The organism is Caulobacter hibisci, assembly GCF_016135805.1.
GTDB classification, from domain to species: Bacteria; Pseudomonadota; Alphaproteobacteria; order Caulobacterales; family Caulobacteraceae; genus Caulobacter; species Caulobacter hibisci.
Window position 1 is genome coordinate 13,880 of sequence record NZ_JADWOX010000025.1, and the last position, 14,692, is coordinate 28,571.

15 protein-coding genes are annotated in these 14,692 nt (G+C 68.6%); 7 read left to right on the forward strand and 8 right to left on the reverse strand.

What is annotated here, in order from left to right; translation table 11 throughout:
* Positions 1–112: 112 nt before the first annotated feature.
* Positions 113–1,030 (reverse strand): NAD(P)-dependent oxidoreductase, encoded by a 918-nt coding sequence (locus tag I4Q42_RS23690; protein WP_332873142.1) that lies wholly within the window; start codon positions 1,028–1,030, stop codon positions 113–115.
* A 64-nt stretch (positions 1,031–1,094) separates the two neighbouring features.
* On the opposite strand from I4Q42_RS23690, the gene I4Q42_RS23695 reads away from it, so the two are divergent.
* Together I4Q42_RS23695 and I4Q42_RS23700 are read left to right on the forward strand one after the other, a co-directional pair.
* Positions 1,095–1,994, forward strand: a complete 900-nt coding sequence (locus tag I4Q42_RS23695; RefSeq protein WP_198578565.1) for a flagellar motor protein MotB — start codon at positions 1,095–1,097, stop codon at positions 1,992–1,994.
* 113 nt (positions 1,995–2,107) lie between these two features.
* Positions 2,108–2,953 carry an arginyltransferase gene (locus tag I4Q42_RS23700; RefSeq protein ID WP_198578566.1) on the forward strand — a complete coding sequence of 282 codons (846 nt, stop codon included), beginning with the start codon at positions 2,108–2,110 and terminating at the stop codon, positions 2,951–2,953.
* A 36-nt stretch (positions 2,954–2,989) separates the two neighbouring features.
* Here the strand turns inward: I4Q42_RS23700 and I4Q42_RS23705 are convergent, their stop codons facing one another.
* The 7 genes from I4Q42_RS23705 to I4Q42_RS23735 all read right to left on the reverse strand — a co-directional run bounded on the left by I4Q42_RS23705 (position 2,990) and on the right by I4Q42_RS23735 (position 10,356).
* Positions 2,990–3,757 (reverse strand): SDR family oxidoreductase, encoded by a 768-nt coding sequence (locus I4Q42_RS23705; RefSeq protein WP_198578567.1) that lies wholly within the window; start codon positions 3,755–3,757, stop codon positions 2,990–2,992.
* 26 nt (positions 3,758–3,783) lie between these two features.
* On the reverse strand, positions 3,784–5,097 hold the full coding sequence (locus I4Q42_RS23710; protein ID WP_198578568.1) for a serine hydrolase domain-containing protein: 1,314 nt from the start codon (positions 5,095–5,097) through the stop codon (positions 3,784–3,786).
* A 248-nt stretch (positions 5,098–5,345) separates the two neighbouring features.
* The gene (locus I4Q42_RS23715) at positions 5,346–6,572 is read right to left on the reverse strand and encodes an SGNH/GDSL hydrolase family protein (RefSeq protein WP_198578569.1); all 1,227 of its coding nucleotides are present in this window, start codon (positions 6,570–6,572) and stop codon (positions 5,346–5,348) included.
* A 195-nt stretch (positions 6,573–6,767) separates the two neighbouring features.
* Positions 6,768–7,562, reverse strand: a complete 795-nt coding sequence (locus I4Q42_RS23720; protein ID WP_198578570.1) for a rhamnogalacturonan acetylesterase — start codon at positions 7,560–7,562, stop codon at positions 6,768–6,770.
* On the reverse strand, positions 7,562–8,701 hold the full coding sequence (gene lldD, locus I4Q42_RS23725) for an FMN-dependent L-lactate dehydrogenase LldD (protein ID WP_198578571.1): 1,140 nt from the start codon (positions 8,699–8,701) through the stop codon (positions 7,562–7,564). Before lldD ends, I4Q42_RS23720 begins: the two co-directional genes overlap by 1 nt.
* A gap of 15 nt (positions 8,702–8,716) precedes the next feature.
* Positions 8,717–9,478 carry an SDR family NAD(P)-dependent oxidoreductase gene (locus I4Q42_RS23730; protein WP_198578572.1) on the reverse strand — a complete coding sequence of 254 codons (762 nt, stop codon included), beginning with the start codon at positions 9,476–9,478 and terminating at the stop codon, positions 8,717–8,719.
* A gap of 44 nt (positions 9,479–9,522) precedes the next feature.
* Positions 9,523–10,356: an IclR family transcriptional regulator gene (locus I4Q42_RS23735; protein WP_198578573.1), complete on the reverse strand. Its 834-nt coding sequence runs from the start codon at positions 10,354–10,356 to the stop codon at positions 9,523–9,525.
* A gap of 215 nt (positions 10,357–10,571) precedes the next feature.
* On the opposite strand from I4Q42_RS23735, the gene rhmD reads away from it, so the two are divergent.
* The 5 genes from rhmD to I4Q42_RS23760 are packed head-to-tail and all read left to right on the forward strand — an operon-like array spanning position 10,572 to position 14,688.
* Positions 10,572–11,750 (forward strand): L-rhamnonate dehydratase, encoded by a 1,179-nt coding sequence (gene rhmD / locus I4Q42_RS23740; RefSeq protein WP_198578574.1) that lies wholly within the window; start codon positions 10,572–10,574, stop codon positions 11,748–11,750.
* A 45-nt stretch (positions 11,751–11,795) separates the two neighbouring features.
* Positions 11,796–12,659, forward strand: coding sequence for a fumarylacetoacetate hydrolase family protein (locus tag I4Q42_RS23745; protein ID WP_198578575.1), 864 nt, complete (start codon positions 11,796–11,798; stop codon positions 12,657–12,659).
* Entirely contained in the window at positions 12,656–13,405 is a 750-nt protein-coding gene (locus I4Q42_RS23750; protein ID WP_198578576.1) for an SDR family NAD(P)-dependent oxidoreductase, read from the forward strand. The genes I4Q42_RS23745 and I4Q42_RS23750 overlap by 4 nt, the downstream gene beginning before the upstream one ends.
* Positions 13,406–13,415: 10 nt before the next feature.
* Positions 13,416–14,321 (forward strand): amidohydrolase family protein, encoded by a 906-nt coding sequence (locus tag I4Q42_RS23755; protein WP_198578577.1) that lies wholly within the window; start codon positions 13,416–13,418, stop codon positions 14,319–14,321.
* Positions 14,322–14,352: 31 nt separating this feature from the next.
* Positions 14,353–14,688: an L-rhamnose mutarotase gene (locus tag I4Q42_RS23760; RefSeq protein ID WP_198578578.1), complete on the forward strand. Its 336-nt coding sequence runs from the start codon at positions 14,353–14,355 to the stop codon at positions 14,686–14,688.
* Positions 14,689–14,692: the final 4 nt, after the last annotated feature.

Here is a 14,692-nt window from a genome sequence, read left to right on the forward strand (position 1 = left end):
TGTTCAGCCGCGGCAGCCGATCGACCGGGTGCGGCGCCAAACGTTTGAGAGACCCCTCATCCGACGGCCTTCGGCCGCCACCTTCTCCCGCAAGGGGAGAAGGAGCAGTGCATCACCTCTCCAACCGCGCCACCAGGCTCGACGTGTCCCAACGGTTCCCGCCCAAGTCCTGCACCTCGCCATAGAACCCGTCGATCAGCTTGGTGACCTCCAGGCTCGCGCCGTTGCTGGCCGCCTCGTCGAGGGCGATGCCCAGGTCCTTGCGCATCCAGTCCACCGCGAAACCGAACTCGAACTCCCCGCGCGACATCGTCCCCCAGCGGTTCTCCATCTGCCAGGACTGGGCCGCGCCCTTGGAGATCGCCGCCAGCACGTCGTCGGTCGGCAGGCCCGCGCGCTTGGCGAAGTGCAGGGCCTCGGCCACGCCCTGGACGACGCCGGCGATGGCGATCTGATTGCACATCTTGGTCAGCTGGCCCGCGCCCGACGGCCCCATGCGGCGCATGGCCTTGGCGTAGACGTTGAGCACAGGCTCGGCGGCCGCATAGGTCGCCTCGTCGCCGCCGACCATGATCGTCAGCTGGCCGTTCTCGGCCCCAGCCTGGCCGCCGGAGACCGGCGCGTCGAGGAAGCCGACGCCCTTGGCCGCCGCCAGCTGCGCTATCTCCCGCGCCACCTTGGCCGAGGTCGTGGTGTGGTCGACAATGATCGCGCCCGCTTCCAGCGCCGGCAGAATCTCGCCCACCACGGCGCGGACGTCGTCGTCGTTGCCCACGCAAAGGGCGACCAGTTGCGCGCCCTTCGAGGCTTCCGCGATGGTCGCGGCGCTGGCCCCGCCGTGCTTTTCGACCCAGCGGGCGGCCTTCTCGGCGGTGCGGTTGTAGACGGTCACGTCGTGGCCGGCAGCCTGCAGGTGGCCCGCCATCGGGAAGCCCATGACACCCAGGCCGATGAACGCCGTCTTCATGCGCGAGACTCCTTGCCGCACCCTGCGATTTCGGCCCTGTGCATGGCCCCTACGGCCCCGTATCGCAACGCCATTTTAACGTCCTGCCGTCAGGTTGCCCCGACAGGGTTAAGCGGGCTTAAGCACGATGGCGTCGACCGGCGAAGCGCCGATCATCATCAAGAAGGTCAAGAAGGGCGGCGGTCATGGTCACCATGGCGGCGCCTGGAAGGTGGCCTATGCCGACTTCGTGACGGCGATGATGGCCTTCTTCCTGCTGATGTGGCTGCTCAACACCACCAGCCCCGAGCAGAAGGCCGGCATCGCCGACTACTTCGCCCCCGCCTCGATCTCGTCCAGCACCAGCGGCTCGGGCGGCATCCTGGGCGGCACCTCGCTCGGCGACGACGGCGCCAAGGCCGACGGCAAGATGTCGGTCGTCCAGCAGATGGCCCCCGAGGCCCCGGACTCCACCAGCGAGGACGGCCAGTCCTCAACCACCGCCAGCCTCGACTCCGCCAGCGAGGACGCCCTGCGCGACGCCCTGGCCAAGAAGGAGCAGGACAGCTTCGCCTCGGCCGCCCAGTCGCTGCGCCAGTCGCTGCAGGACATGCCGGAACTGGCCGAGCTGTCGAAGCAGATCATGATCGACCAGACCCCGGAGGGCCTGCGCATCCAGCTGATCGACCAGGAAGGCCGCTCGATGTTCAAGGAGAACAGCAAGGAGCCCAACGACCGGGCCCGCCTGCTGCTCCGCGCCGTGGCCAAGGTCATCAACCAGCTGCCCAACCGCATCACCGTCTCGGGACACACCAGCGCCGACGCCCGCGGCCGCAAGGCCGACAGCGACTGGGCCCTGTCGGCCCAGCGCGCCGACGCCTCGCGCCAGGTGCTGCGCGGGGCCGGCGTCGACGACGACCGCATCTACCAGGTGTCCGGCAAGGCCAATTCCGAACCGCTGTATGCGGACGATCCGACCCTGGCCGGCAACCGCCGGATCTCCATCGTCCTGTTGCGCGAAAAGCCCGTCCTGCCCGACAACCTGTGACCGTATGACGCGTCACGCGTTTGTCCGGCTTGCACAACGGCTCGGCATGCCGCCTAATCCCCATCATAGGGCGAGGGCGGGGGCCTAGCCGGAAACAAGGGGACAGGGACCACGTGACGCAGCATTTTCCGACGCGACAGCTTCGGTTCTTCCTGACGGCGCCGACCCCTTGCCCGTACCTGTCCGGCCGCCAGGAACGGAAGGTGTTTACCCACCTGCCCCTGTCCGACGGTCCCGGCGTCAATGACAGCCTGACCCAGGTCGGCTTCCGTCGCTCCCAGAACATCGCCTACCGGCCCGCCTGCGAGACCTGCCGCGCCTGCCAGTCGGCCCGCGCCCCGGCCGCCGACTACGCCTTCTCGCGCTCGGAGCGCCGCGCCCTGAACCGCAACGGCGACCTGGTGCGCCATCTGGTCGAGGCCGAGGCCACGCTGGAGCAGTTCGAGCTGCTGCGCCGCTACCTCGTCGCCCGCCACGCCGACGGCGGCATGGCCGAGATGACCTGGCCCGACTACGTGGCCATGGTCGAAGACACCGCTGTCCGCACCCACCTGATCGAATATCGCCGTCCCTCGGTCGATCGCGGCCCGGGCGATCTCGTGGCCTGCGTGCTGGTCGACGTGCTCGCCGACGGCCTGTCGCTGGTCTACAGCTTCTACGACCCGGCCGAAGAGCGGCGCAGCCTCGGCTCGTTCATCATCCTCGACCACATCGTCCAGGCCCGCCTCACCGGCCTGCCCTACGTCTATCTGGGCTACTGGGTGCCGGGCTCGGAGAAGATGGCCTACAAGGCCCGCTTCTCGCCGCTGGAGATCCTCAAGCCCGGCGGCTGGTCGCTGATGTCGGCCCGCGAACGCGGTGCCCGCCCGCCCAAGGCCGCTCCGGCCCCGGCCGTGCGCGAGGTCGAACTGTCGGACGCCACGCCGCTGACCGAACTGCCGGCGGCCGGGAAGCCGTAGCGAAAACCCTCCCTCTCCCTCTGGGAGAGGGTGATTTTACCGCGCCCAGGCCACGCCGCCGTCCACGGTGATCGTAGAGCCCACCACATAGTCCCCCGCCCGCGAGGCCAGGTAGATCGCCGCGCCGGCCATGTCCTCGGGCTCGCCGATGCGGCCGGCGGGGATGTGCTTGGCCACGGCGTCGGCGTGGTCGCGGGCCACGCGGTTCATATCGCTGGGAAAGGCGCCGGGCGCGATGGCCGAGACGGCGATGTTGTCGCCCGCCAGGCGCAGGGCCATCCGCTTGGTCATGTGGATCAGGCCGGCCTTGCTGGCGCCATAGGGATAGGTCTCCTCGTTGGTCACCGACAGGCCGTCGATCGAGGCGATGTTGATCACCTTGGCCACCCGGGCCTTGGCCGCCTCGCGCAGCGGGCCGATCAGGGCCTGGGTCAGGAAGAACGGGGTCTTCAGGTTCAGGTCGACGGTCTTGTCCCAGCCGGCTTCGGGGAAGCTGTCGAAGTCCGCGCCCCAGGCCGCGCCGGCGTTGTTGACCAGGATGTCGAGCTTGCTCTCCCGCTCCAGGATCCGCGCCGCCAGGCCCTGCACGCCTTCGAGCGTCGAGATGTCGCCCGGCAGCGAGACGCACTCGCCAAATTCCGACAGCTCCTCGGCCGCCGCGTCGCAGGCGGCGGCCTTGCGGGCGGTGATGTAGACCCGCGCCGCGCCGTAGCGCAGGAAGCCCTCGGCGATCATCCGGCCGATGCCGCGCGAACCGCCGGTGACGAGCGCCACGCGGCCCTCGAGCGAGAACATTTCCAGCATGCGTTTCCTCCAGCCCTTTGCGGGCCTTATTTTTCGGGATTGGTGAGCGCCTGATAGACCAGCGACGCAGTGCGTTCGTCGATGTTGCGCAGGGCCGGGTCGCCGTCCTTGCCCAGCACGTGGATCATGCCCAGGAAGAACAGGTCGTTGGTCGGGTCGATCCAGAACCAGGTGCCGGCCGCCCCGCCCCAGCTGTAGGTCCCCTTCCCAGCCAGCGTGCCCGCCCGCGCCGGATCGGTGATGACCATGAAGTCGAGGCCGAAGCCCTTGCCGGTGGCTTTCGAGAACGGGGCCTCGACATCGTCGAGAACCACGTCGTCCAGGTGATCCGAAGCCATCAGCTTGACCGTGGCCGGCGACAGGATCCGCGCCCCGTCCAACTCGCCGCCGTTCAGCAGCATCTGGGCGAAACGCGCGTAGTCGGCATTGGTCGAAACCAGCCCGCCACCGCCAGAGGCCACGACCGGCGGCTTGGTGATGTCCAGCACCATGAAGCCCTGGGCCGGGATGATCTTCTTTTCCTTGCCGTTCCACATGTAGAGGTCGGCCAGGCGATCGGCCTTCTCGGCCGGCAGCCAGAAGCCGGTGTCCTTCATCTTCAGCGGGCCGAAGATCCGGCTCTGCATGAAGTCGGGCAGGCTCTGGCCCGACAGCTTCTCGACGATGAAGCCCTGGATGTCGACGCCGACGCTGTACTTCCACTGCTTGCCGGGCGGCCCCACCAGCGGCAGCTTGGCGACTTTCTCGACGAACTCCTGGCCGGTCTTGGAGCTCAGCACGCCGGTCGAGACATAGGCCTTGTCGATCGGGTTGTCGGGGTTGAGGCCGTAGGCGAAGCCGGCCGTGTGGTTCATGATCTCGCGCATGCTCGGCGGCCGATCGGACGGATCGGTGATGAACGAGCCGTCGGGGTTCACGCCCTTGTAGACGCGCAGGTTGGCGAACTCCGGGATGTACTTGGTCACCGGATCGTCGAGGCGCCAGCGGCCCTCCTCGAACAGGATCATCATCGCCACGCCGGTGACCGGCTTGGTCTGGGAATAGATGCGGAAGATCGCATCCTTGGCCATCGGAGGCCCGCCGAAGCCCTTGGCGCCGTAGGTCTCGAAGCTGACCACCTTGCCGTGTCGCACCAGCATGGTCGTCGCGCCCGGCAGGTGACCGGTGGCGACGAGGTCCTTCATGAAGGCGTCCAGCTTGGCCAGCCGCTCGGACGAGACGCCGACGCTCTCGGGCGCGGCGGCCGGCAGGACCGGCTTCGGGGCGGCCAGGACGGGCCCGCCTCCGATCGCCAGAGAGAGGGCCAGGGCCGTCGCCAACCCGAAACGCCGCATCGCCATGCTTCACCCCAAACAGCCGTTTGGAGCGACCTTACCGGGGATTGCGACCGGTGCAATCTCGCCTTGGGTTTCTAAGGTCTAGGCCCCGAAAGGATCGCCTCCCTCGCCCCTGTGGCGAGGGCCCATGCCGGCGACGGCTCAAACCTTGTTCGACCTGTCGAAGTCTGAGCGGCTGAACGATGGATCCTGGGCACAAGGCCCAGGAGGCAGTTGAAGGCAAGGCGGCGGGAGAGCTTGAGAGAGCCTCCCTACTTGCCCCCAAACAGCGCCTTGTCCACGGCCTGCGCCATCAGCGCATAACCCGCATCGTTCGGATGCAGGTGATCCCCGCCATGGGTGTCGGCGCGCAGCTGGCTGGGCTTGGCCGGATCGCGCAGCACCGCGTCGAAGTCGACGATCCCGTCGAACTCGCCGCTGGTGCGGATCCAGGCGTTGACGGCCTGGCGCGTAGCCTCCCCCTTGTCGTGATAGTAGGCCGCGCCCTCGAACGGCGGGATGACGCCGGCATAGATCTTCACGCCGCGCGCATGGGCCCGGGCGATCAGCTGGCGATAGCCGACGATCAGGTCTTCGGGCGTCACCGCGTCGGCGGCGAAGCCCGGCTGGGCCGGACGGCCGATGTCGTTGATGCCTTCCAGCAGCAGCACGGCCTTCAGACCGGCCACGCTCAGCACGTCGCGGTCGAAGCGCGACAGGGCGCTGGGGCCGGAGACCTCGCGCAGCAGCCGCCCGCCGCCGACGCCCATGTTGACGACGCTCCAGCCCTCGGGGCGGGCCGAAAGGCGCTGGGCCAATTGCTCGGGCCAGCCCTTGTCGGCGTTGGCGGTCGAGCCGGTTCCCTCGGTGATCGAGTCGCCGATCGCCACCAGCACCGGCGCCGCTGCGCCCCGCACCTCGACGCCGCTCACCAGGCCCGGACCACGCAGAGCCTCCTCGCCCGGGATCGGGGACTTGGCCACGTGATTGCCGGGCGGGGCCACGAACAGCCGCACGCGGTGGCCAGCCGGGGCCTGGGTTCCGACATAGAAGATCGCCACCGACACCCGGTCCATGGCCTTGACCGGCAGGGCGACCGGGTCGGTCAGCAGCGGCGCGCCCGGCGCGATCGTGAACTCGCTCCTGCCGCCCACCGTCACCGCGACCGGCGTCCCGACGATCCTGCCGTCGGCGTCGGCCGGCGCCAGCGTGATCGCCCCCACCGCCAGCGGGCGTTCGTTCAGTTCGTTGGACAGCCGCAGCCGCACCGCGTCGCCGCCGGCGTTCAGCCGCATGACCTGGCGCACGGTGACGTCGGTGAAGGCCCTGGCCTCCCCCGGCCGGGCCACGGCCTGCGGCGCGATCGGCGCATTGCCCCAGGCGCTGCGCCAGGCGGGCGCGGCCGCGACGGCGGGAGCCGCCGCTTTCGGCGCGGCCAGCAGCGGCGCGCTCGGCGCCAGCGCCAAGGCAAGGGCGGCGGACAGAAGAAGTCGGTTCACGGCGTTTCCCCACGCAACGGCGGTTGACGTCCGCCACTTCGATGATATTCTCAATATATCGATCAATTGTCCACATTGTGAGAATTGACCGGTGGGTCGAGTTCGATCCTTCCCTGTTCTGCCTGACCTCGTTCCCCCTGAGGTCGCAGGAGCGCCGGCTCAGCCAGCGCTCCTTTCTTTTTGCCTTGTCAGGACCTAGGGCCGGCCCGCGCAGGTCGGCTCGCCGCGCGCCGAGGCGTCGGCCACCGCCCGCAGCACCAGTTTCGAGGCCGGGACCTTGGCGCCCTTCAGGCCCTTGGCGACGATGCCCGCCGCCATCCGCGCGCCCAGCTCGTTGGGATGCGTGGTGTCGTTGATCCCTTCCGGGTGGCTGGCGATCTTGTCTTCCACCGAATAGATCATGAAGCGCTTGGCGCCCTCGGCTTCGCCCATCTTCTGCAGGGTCGCCTGGCTCTGCTGGTCGAGGTCGATCAGCGGCGTCTTCGTCTCGGCCGCCACCCGCCGCACGGTCGCCGAATAGGGACCGTGGGTATCCTGGATCTTGCCGTCCTTGAAGATAAGCTTGGCGATCGGGGTGATCAGCACCGGCTTGGCCCCGGCCGTCCGCACGTCGGCCACGAACCGGCGCAGGTTGTCGGCATAGGCCCCGTTGGGATCGGTGAAGCGGACGATCTTCTTGGTGTCGGCGTCGTTGTGGCCGAACTGGATCAGGACGGTGTCGTCCTTCTGCAGCTGGGCCATCAGCACCGACCACAGCCCCTCCTCCTGGAAGGTCTTGGTCGAGCGGCCGCCGCGCGCCAGGTTGACGATCTGGGCCTGCGGCTTCAGCGAGCATTTCAGCACCATGCCCCAGCCCATCTGCGGGAAGCTGCGGGCGCTGTAGTCGGCGGCGGTGGAGTCGCTGGCGATGACGATGCGGTTGGGGTCGGCCAGGGCGGCCGGCGCCGCCCCCATGACCAGAGCCAGTGCGAGGGCGACGGCGATCTTCATCAGCGGGTCTCCGCCAGGATGGAACGGTCGATTTCGGAGACGGAGTTGACGCCGGTCAGGGCCATGGCCACCCGCATCTCCTTCTCCATCAGGTCCAGCAGCTGGGTCACCCCTGCCTGGCCCCGCGCGGCCAGGGCGTAGACGGCGGCCCGGCCCAGGAGGACGCCCTTGGCGCCCAGGGCCAGCATCCGCACCACGTCGAGGCCAGAGCGCACCCCGCCGTCGGCCAGCACCGTCAGCTTGTCGCCCACGGCCTCGGCGATGGCCGGCAGCGCCTTGGCCGACGAAAGCACCCCGTCCAGTTGCCGCCCACCGTGGTTGGAGACCACGACGCCGTCGGCGCCGATGTCGACGGCGGCCCGCGCGTCTTCAGGATCGAGCACGCCCTTGATGACCAGCGGACCCTTCCAGCACTCGCGGATCCATTCGAGGTCCTTCCACTGGATGGAGGGGTCGAAGTTCGCCCCCAGCCAGCCCATGAAGTCCTCCAGGCCCGTATTGCCCTTGAGCACCGGGGCGACATTGCCCAGGGTGTGGGGACGGCCCATCAGGCCGACGTCCCACGCCCATTGCGGCCGGCCCATGGCCTGCAGCATCCGGCGCACCGAGGCGTTGGGACCGCTCATGCCCGAGTGGGCGTCGCGGTAGCGCGCGCCCGGCACCGGCATGTCGACGGTGAAGACCAGGGTGGTCGCCCCCGCCGCCGCCGCCCGCGCCAGCAGGTCGCGCATGAAGGCCCGGTCGCGCAGCACGTAGAGCTGAAACCACAGCGCCCGGCTGGACGCGGCGGCCACCTCGTCGACGTCGCACACCGACACCGTCGACAGGCACAGCGGCACGCCCTTGGCCGAGGCCGCGCGCACCGCCTGGCACTCGCCCCGGCGGGCGTACATGCCCGTCAGGCCGACGGGCGCCAGCACCACCGGCATGGACTGCTCCACGCCGAACAGGCTGGTCGCCGTCGAGACCCGGCTGACGTCCTTGAGCACCCGCTGGCGCAGGGCCAGATCGGCGAGGTCGGAGACGTTGCGGGCCAGGGTCCGCTCGGCATAGGCGCCGCCGTCGATGTAGTCGAACAGGAAGCGCGGCAGCTTGCGCCGCGCAGCCTCACGGAAGTCGGTGGTCGACGAGACGATCATGGAAGAGCGTCCGGCCTATTGCAGGTTCACGAAGGCGCCGCCGTCGACCAGCAGGGCCGCGCCGGTGACGTACTTGGCCAGATCCGAGGCCAGGAACACGATCGGGCCGGCCAGGTCGTCGGGCTCGCCCAGGCGGCCCAGCGGGATGCGGCCGCTCATGTATTCGCGCTTGGCGACGTCGGCCAGGTCTTCCTTGTTGATCGCCGTCTCGATGGTGCCCGGCAGCACCGAGTTGCAGCGGATGCCGTACTTGCCCAGCGCGATGGCGGTCGACTGCATCAGGCTGTGCACGCCGGCCTTGGTCGGGGTGTAGTGGGTCTGCATGCCGCCGCCGACCAGGGCGCTGATCGAGCTGACGGCGATGATCGCGCCGCCGTGGCCCTGCTTGACCATCTGGTTGGCGGCCGCCTGCACCATGTAATAGGCGCCGTGCAGATTGACCTTCATGGTCCGCTCGAGAACCTCGGGCGGCATGTCGAGGAAGGCGTGGAACGGGCAGATGCCGGCGTTGTTGACGAAGACGTCGACCTTGCCGAAGGCCTCGACCGCCGCCTCGACGAAGGCCTTGGCGGTGGCCACTTCGGCCACGTCGCCCTTCACGGCGATGGCGCGACGGCCCAGGGCCTCGATCTGCGCCACGGCGTCGGCCGCGCCGGCCTCGTCGGAGTGGTAGTTGATCGCCACGTCCGCGCCGTGCTGCGCCGCGCCGATGGCCGCGGCCTTGCCGATACCGCCCGAGGCGCCGGTCACCAGCACCACCTTGTCCTTCAGAAGCATAGGTCCTCCGTCTACTCACTACGCGCGCTTATGCGCGCGAGGCGTCAGGTCTTTGCGCCCGACGCCCGCTTGCCGTTCCAGCCGAGGTCGCGGCTGATCGCGTCGGCCGCCGTGCGGATGTCGTCCACCAGGCCGCCCATCCGTTCGTCGTCCATGTACTGGGCCGCCCCCGAGACGCTGATCGCCGCCACGATCTGCCCGCCCGCGCCGCGCACCGGCGCGGCCACGCAGCGGATGCGGTCCTCGTTCTCTTCCAGGTCGAAGGCGATGCCGCGCTGGGAATAGTCGCGCATCCAGGCGATCCATTGCTCTTCGTTCGGCGCGCCGGCCGCGGCCGGGCCCTCCTTGCGATAGAGGGCGCGCCAGCGGCTCTCGTCGTCGTCCAGCACCAGGGCCTTGCCCAGGCCCGTCGAGCGGATCGGCTGGCGATCGCCCACGCGCGAGGAGATGTTGATGCGGCGGCGGCCGGTCAGCTTGTCGAGATAAAGCGCCCGGTCGTCGTCGAGCACGCCCAGGTGGACGGTGTCCTCCAGCTCTTCCCACAGCTTTTCCAGGTGCGGGCGGGCCACGCGCGGCAGGTCCATCTGCTGGCTGGCCAGATAGCCCAGCTCGAGCAGCTTGGAGCCGAGGCTATAGCCTTCGCGCGGGGTTTGAGTGAGCATGCGGCGCTCGACCAGGGCAGTGGCCAGGCGGTGGGTCGTGCTGCGGGTCAGGCCGAGTCGCGCGGCCAGGGCCGGCAGGCCGATCGCGCCCGCGTCGGCGACCACGTCGAGCACGTCGAGACCACGGAAAAGGGTCTGGCTGCCGCTGGGGCTCTTGGTCGCCGCGCCTTCGTCATCAGCCACTGGTTCCGCTCCCCTTGACGTGCTGGGTTTCATTTTGTAGCACTACCTCTCATAATATGGAACGCAAGACAAGGGCCCGCTTAGCGACTCTTGAGGTCGCGGAACTCCCGCGGCGAGCGTGTCATACGATGTTCTGGGGAGGTAGCGCGAACCATCCGTTCGCGTCGTTCGGCGGCCCCGCCTGGCGCGCCCTCCCCCGGTTGGGGTTGATGCCGGTCCGACGGACCGGGCGATGGTTGGAGCTGAAGATGCCGCTTCCCTTGATCAAGGCTGTCCGCGCCTATGTGGTCCGCGGGGGCGGCGCCGACTACCACGACCAGGGCGAAGGCCACTGGATCGACGATCACATCGCCACCCCGATGTCGCGCTATCCGGAATACCGTCAGAGCCGCCAGAGCTTCGGCATCAACGTGCTGGGCACCCTGGTCGTCGAGATCGAGGCCGTCGACGGCACAATCGGTTTTGCCGTGACCACCGGCGGCGAACCGGCCGCCTTCATCGTCGAAAAGCACCTGGCCCGCTTCCTGGAAGGCCGCGACCCGACCGAGGTCGAGAAGATCTGGGACCAGATGTACTTCTCCACCCAGTACTACGGCCGCAAGGGCCTGGTCGTGAACGCCATCTCGGGCGTCGACCTGGCGCTCTACGACCTGCTGGGCAAGCTGCGCCAGGAGCCGGTCTACGCCCTGCTGGGCGGCAAGGTTCGTGACGAGCTGACCTTCTACGCCACCGGCGCCCGTCCGGACCTGGCCAAGGAGATGGGCTTCATCGGCGGCAAGATGCCCCTGCACCACGGCCCCGCCGAAGGCGAGGAAGGCCTGCGCAAGAACCTCGAAGAGCTCGAAACCATGCGCAACCGCGTGGGCGAGGATTTCTGGCTGATGTTCGACTGCTGGATGTCGCTGGACCTCAACTACGCCACCAAGCTGGCCCACAAGGCCCACGAGTACGGCCTGAAGTGGATCGAGGAGGCCCTGAGCCCCGACGACTACTGGGGCTATCGCGATCTGAAGAAGAACGCCCCTCCCGGCATGCTGGTCACCACCGGCGAGCACGAAGCCACCCGCTGGGGCTTCCGCATGCTGCTGGAGATGGAATGCTGCGACATCATCCAGCCGGACGTGGGCTGGTGCGGCGGCGTCACCGAGCTGATCAAGATCGCCAACCTGGCCGACAGCAAGGGCGTGATGATGATCCCGCACGGCTCGTCGGTGTACAGCTACCACTTCGTCATCACGCGCCATAACAGCCCGTTCGCCGAGTTCCTGATGATGGCGCCCAAGGCCGACGAGGTCGTGCCGATGTTCCATCCGCAGCTGATCGGCGAGCCCGTTCCGGTCAACGGCAAGCTGAAGCTCGGCGACGCGCCCGGCTTCGGCGTCGAGCTGAACCGCGACGTCGGCCTGCACCGTCCCTATCCGCGCTAAGCCGCGCCCTTCCCCCCTTTCCTATTCCCCTAGAGCCAGAAGATCATGAAACTGCTGCGTTACGGCCCGCGGGGCGCCGAAAAGCCCGGTCTGCTCGACGCCGAAGGCAAGATCCGCGACCTGTCGGGCCACGTGTCCGACATCACCGGCGCCGAGCTGTCGCCCGAGGGCCTGGCCAAGATCGCCGCCATCGACCCGGCTTCGCTGCCGGTCGTCGAAGGCTCGCCGCGCTACGGCGTGCCGATCGGCAATGTCGGCAAGTTCCTGGCCATCGGCCTGAACTTCGCCGACCACGCCAAGGAAGCCGGCCTCGAGCCCCCGCCCGAGCCGATCTTCTTCACCAAGGCGATCTCGTGCCTGAACGGCCCGAACGACCAGGTCATGCTGCCCAAGGGCGCCGAGAAGGGCGACTGGGAAGTCGAGCTGGGCGTCGTGATCGGCAAGCGCGCCCGCTATGTCGAGCAATCCGAGGCCCTGGATTACGTCGCCGGCTACGTGCTGGTGAACGACGTCTCCGAGCGCGCCTTCCAGAAGGAGCTCGGCTCGCAGTGGGACAAGGGCAAGGGCTGCGACACCTTCGGCCCGGTCGGCCCGTGGGTCGTCACCGCCGATGAAGTGGGTGACTGCCAGAACCTCGACATGTGGCTCGACCTCAACGGCAAGCGCATGCAGACCGGCAACAGCAAGACGATGATCTTCGGCGTCGCCGAGCTGATCGCCTATATGAGCCGCTTCGTCACCCTGGAGCCGGGCGACATCCTGACCACCGGCACCCCGCCCGGCGTCGGCGAAGGCCAGAAGCCCGAGAAGATCTTCCTGAAGGCCGGCGACGTCATGGAGCTGGGCATCGAGAAGCTCGGCAGCCAGCGCCAGGAAGTCATCGCCTGGACCAAGGAAGGCGTGTCGTGACCGTCTACGCCAATCGCTTCGCGGGCCGCGCCGCCGTCATCACCGGCGGCGCCTCGGGCCTGGGCAAGGAAACCGCCCGTCGCATCGTCGCCGAAGGCGGCAAGGTCGCCCTCTGGGACGTCAACGCCGAGGCCCTGAAGGCCACCGCCGAGGAAATCGGCGCGACCTTCACCTTCGCCCTGGACGTCTCCGACGAGGCCCAGGTCGCGGCCGCCACGGCCGCCAGCCTGGAGGCCCTGGGCAAGATCGACGTGCTGGTCAATTCGGCCGGCATCACCGGCGCCACGGTGCCGGTGCACGAGTTCCCGCTCGACAGCTGGAAGCGCGTCATCGACATCAACCTGAACGGCCTGTTCTACTGCTGCCGCTCGGTGGTGCCGCACATGCTGGCGGCCGGCTACGGCCGCGTGGTCAACGTCTCGTCGGTGGCCGGCAAGGAAGGCAATCCCAACGCCAGCGCCTATTCGGCGTCGAAGGCCGGCGTGATCGGCCTGACCAAGTCGCTGGGCAAGGAACTGGCCGGCAAGGGCGTGATCGCCAACGCCCTGACTCCCGCCACCTTCGAAAGCCCGATCCTGGAGCAACTGCCCCCCAGCCAGGTCGAGTACATGCGCAGCAAGATCCCGATGGGCCGTCTGGGCGAAGTCGAGGAAAGCGCCGCCATGGTCTGCTTCATGGCCAGCGAAGAGTGCAGCTTCACCACCGCCGCCACCTTCGACACGTCCGGCGGCCGGACTACGTTCTAGGGAGCAGGCGATGGCCTATGCGGGTCCGATCGTCGACGCCCACATGCACCTGTGGGACCTCGACAAGCACTACTACTCCTGGCTCCAGGACGACCCGCTGCCCAACAATCCGGCCGGCGACATGGCTTCCATCGCCGGCCGGAACTACCTGCCCGCCGACTACGCGGCCGACGCCCTGCCTTGGCGGGTGTCGGCGCTGGTCCACGTCGAGTGCGGCCTTCCGACCGACAAGCAGCTGTCGGAGACCGACTGGCTGGAAGGCCTGGCCGACGCCGGCGCGCCGATCGGGGCGATCGTGGCCGGCGCCAATCTGGACGATCCCAACATCGAGCTGCTGCTGGAAGCCCACGCCGAGCGCCCGCGCGTTCGCGGCATCCGCCAGATCGTCAATTTCCACGCGGACCCGGCCAAGACCTACGGCCCGTCCGACCTGCTGCTGAACGACCAGTGGCGCCGGGGTTTCGCCCTGCTGGCCGACCACGGCCTGTCGTTCGACCTGCAGCTCTATCCCGCGCAGATGGCGACGGCGGCCGCCCTGGCCGACGCCCATCCCGACATCCCGCTGATCGTCAACCACGCCGGCATGCCGACCGACCGCGACGAGGCGGGCCTGGCCCTCTGGCGCTCGGGTCTGGCGGAGCTGGCCAAGCGCCCTAACGTCTCGTGCAAGATCTCGGGCCTGGCCATGGTCGATCGCGCCTGGACGGTCGATAGCCTGCGCCCCTTCATCCTCTACGTGATCGAGGCCTTCGGTCCCGAGCGGTCGATGTTCGCCAGCAACTTCCCCGTCGAGCGGGTGCATGGCGGCTTCGACGCCTTCTACAGCGCCTACGACGCCATCACGGCCGACTTCAGCGACGCCGAGCGCCAGCGCCTGTTCGCCGGCACGGCCGCCGACGTCTACCGCATCGCCTGACAACCAAAAAAAGACGCCCGGAGGACACCCCATGAGCAGCACGATCGAAGGTCGCCCGATCGCCTTCCGCATGCAGCTGAAGGCCGGCGTCGCCGCCGAGTACGAGCGTCGCCACGACGAGCTGTGGCCCGACCTCGCCGAGGCCCTGCGCGGCGCGGGCATCTACGACTATTCGATCTTCCTCGACGAAGAGACCATGAGCCTGTTCGCCGTGCTGCGCCTGAAGCCGGACAACGACAAGGACGCCCTGCCCCTTCAGCCGGTGATGAAGCGCTGGTGGGACTTCATGGCCGACCTGATGGAGGTCCACCCCGACAACAAGCCCGTCGAGTGGCCGCTGAAGCCCGTCTTCTTCTTCGAGGGCTGAGGAC

Coding starts and splice junctions, on each gene's coding strand:
- I4Q42_RS23695 (WP_198578565.1), top strand. CDS start 1,095: ATGGCGTCGACCGGCGAAGCGCCGATCATCATCAAGAAGGTCAAGAAG.
- lldD (WP_198578571.1), bottom strand. CDS start 8,701: ATGATCGTCTCGTCGACCACCGACTTCCGTGAGGCTGCGCGGCGCAAG.
- I4Q42_RS23760 (WP_198578578.1), top strand. CDS start 14,353: ATGAGCAGCACGATCGAAGGTCGCCCGATCGCCTTCCGCATGCAGCTG.
- I4Q42_RS23730 (WP_198578572.1), bottom strand. CDS start 9,478: ATGCTTCTGAAGGACAAGGTGGTGCTGGTGACCGGCGCCTCGGGCGGT.
- I4Q42_RS23755 (WP_198578577.1), top strand. CDS start 13,416: ATGGCCTATGCGGGTCCGATCGTCGACGCCCACATGCACCTGTGGGAC.
- I4Q42_RS23720 (WP_198578570.1), bottom strand. CDS start 7,562: ATGAAGATCGCCGTCGCCCTCGCACTGGCTCTGGTCATGGGGGCGGCG.
- I4Q42_RS23705 (WP_198578567.1), bottom strand. CDS start 3,757: ATGCTGGAAATGTTCTCGCTCGAGGGCCGCGTGGCGCTCGTCACCGGC.
- I4Q42_RS23735 (WP_198578573.1), bottom strand. CDS start 10,356: ATGAAACCCAGCACGTCAAGGGGAGCGGAACCAGTGGCTGATGACGAA.
- I4Q42_RS23745 (WP_198578575.1), top strand. CDS start 11,796: ATGAAACTGCTGCGTTACGGCCCGCGGGGCGCCGAAAAGCCCGGTCTG.
- I4Q42_RS23710 (WP_198578568.1), bottom strand. CDS start 5,097: ATGGCGATGCGGCGTTTCGGGTTGGCGACGGCCCTGGCCCTCTCTCTG.
- rhmD (WP_198578574.1), top strand. CDS start 10,572: ATGCCGCTTCCCTTGATCAAGGCTGTCCGCGCCTATGTGGTCCGCGGG.